Genomic DNA, 353 nt, shown 5'->3' with positions numbered 1-353 from the left:
TTCAAAGTCTTACCGGGTAAAGATCTCGAATGAACTTGATTTATTGATAGACGAAATGGGACTTAGCCTTGCTGCCGCCCAGGTAGTGAACGACATCAAAGCGCCTATGCCCGGACTTATACTTGATGTCCTGGTTGAAGAAGGGCAGAAAGTCAAAGAAGGAGATTATTTGCTGGTGCTGGAAGCCATGAAGATGGAAAATACACTTACCGCGCCGAGGGACGGGGTAGTAAAATCTGTTAGCGTCAAAAAAGGGGAAACAGTAGATAAGAGTCAGTTGCTGATTGAGATGGACTAAATCTGAAAATTAGATCCATAATAAGCAATTCCAGTTTTAAAAATTTAGAATGAAA

Annotated in this window: 1 protein-coding gene; it reads left to right on the top strand. The window is 41.4% G+C overall.

Going from position 1 to position 353, the window contains the following annotated elements; all coding sequences use genetic code 11:
* On the top strand, positions 1-298 hold a 298-nt coding region (locus HC176_RS17895), incomplete at its 5' end, for a biotin/lipoyl-containing protein (RefSeq protein ID WP_167920352.1).
* Positions 299-353 lie beyond the last annotated feature (55 nt).

This window comes from Tamlana crocina (assembly GCF_012037625.1).
Note: the sequence above shows the minus strand (reverse complement) of the source record. Positions and strands in the feature narration are given on the sequence as shown.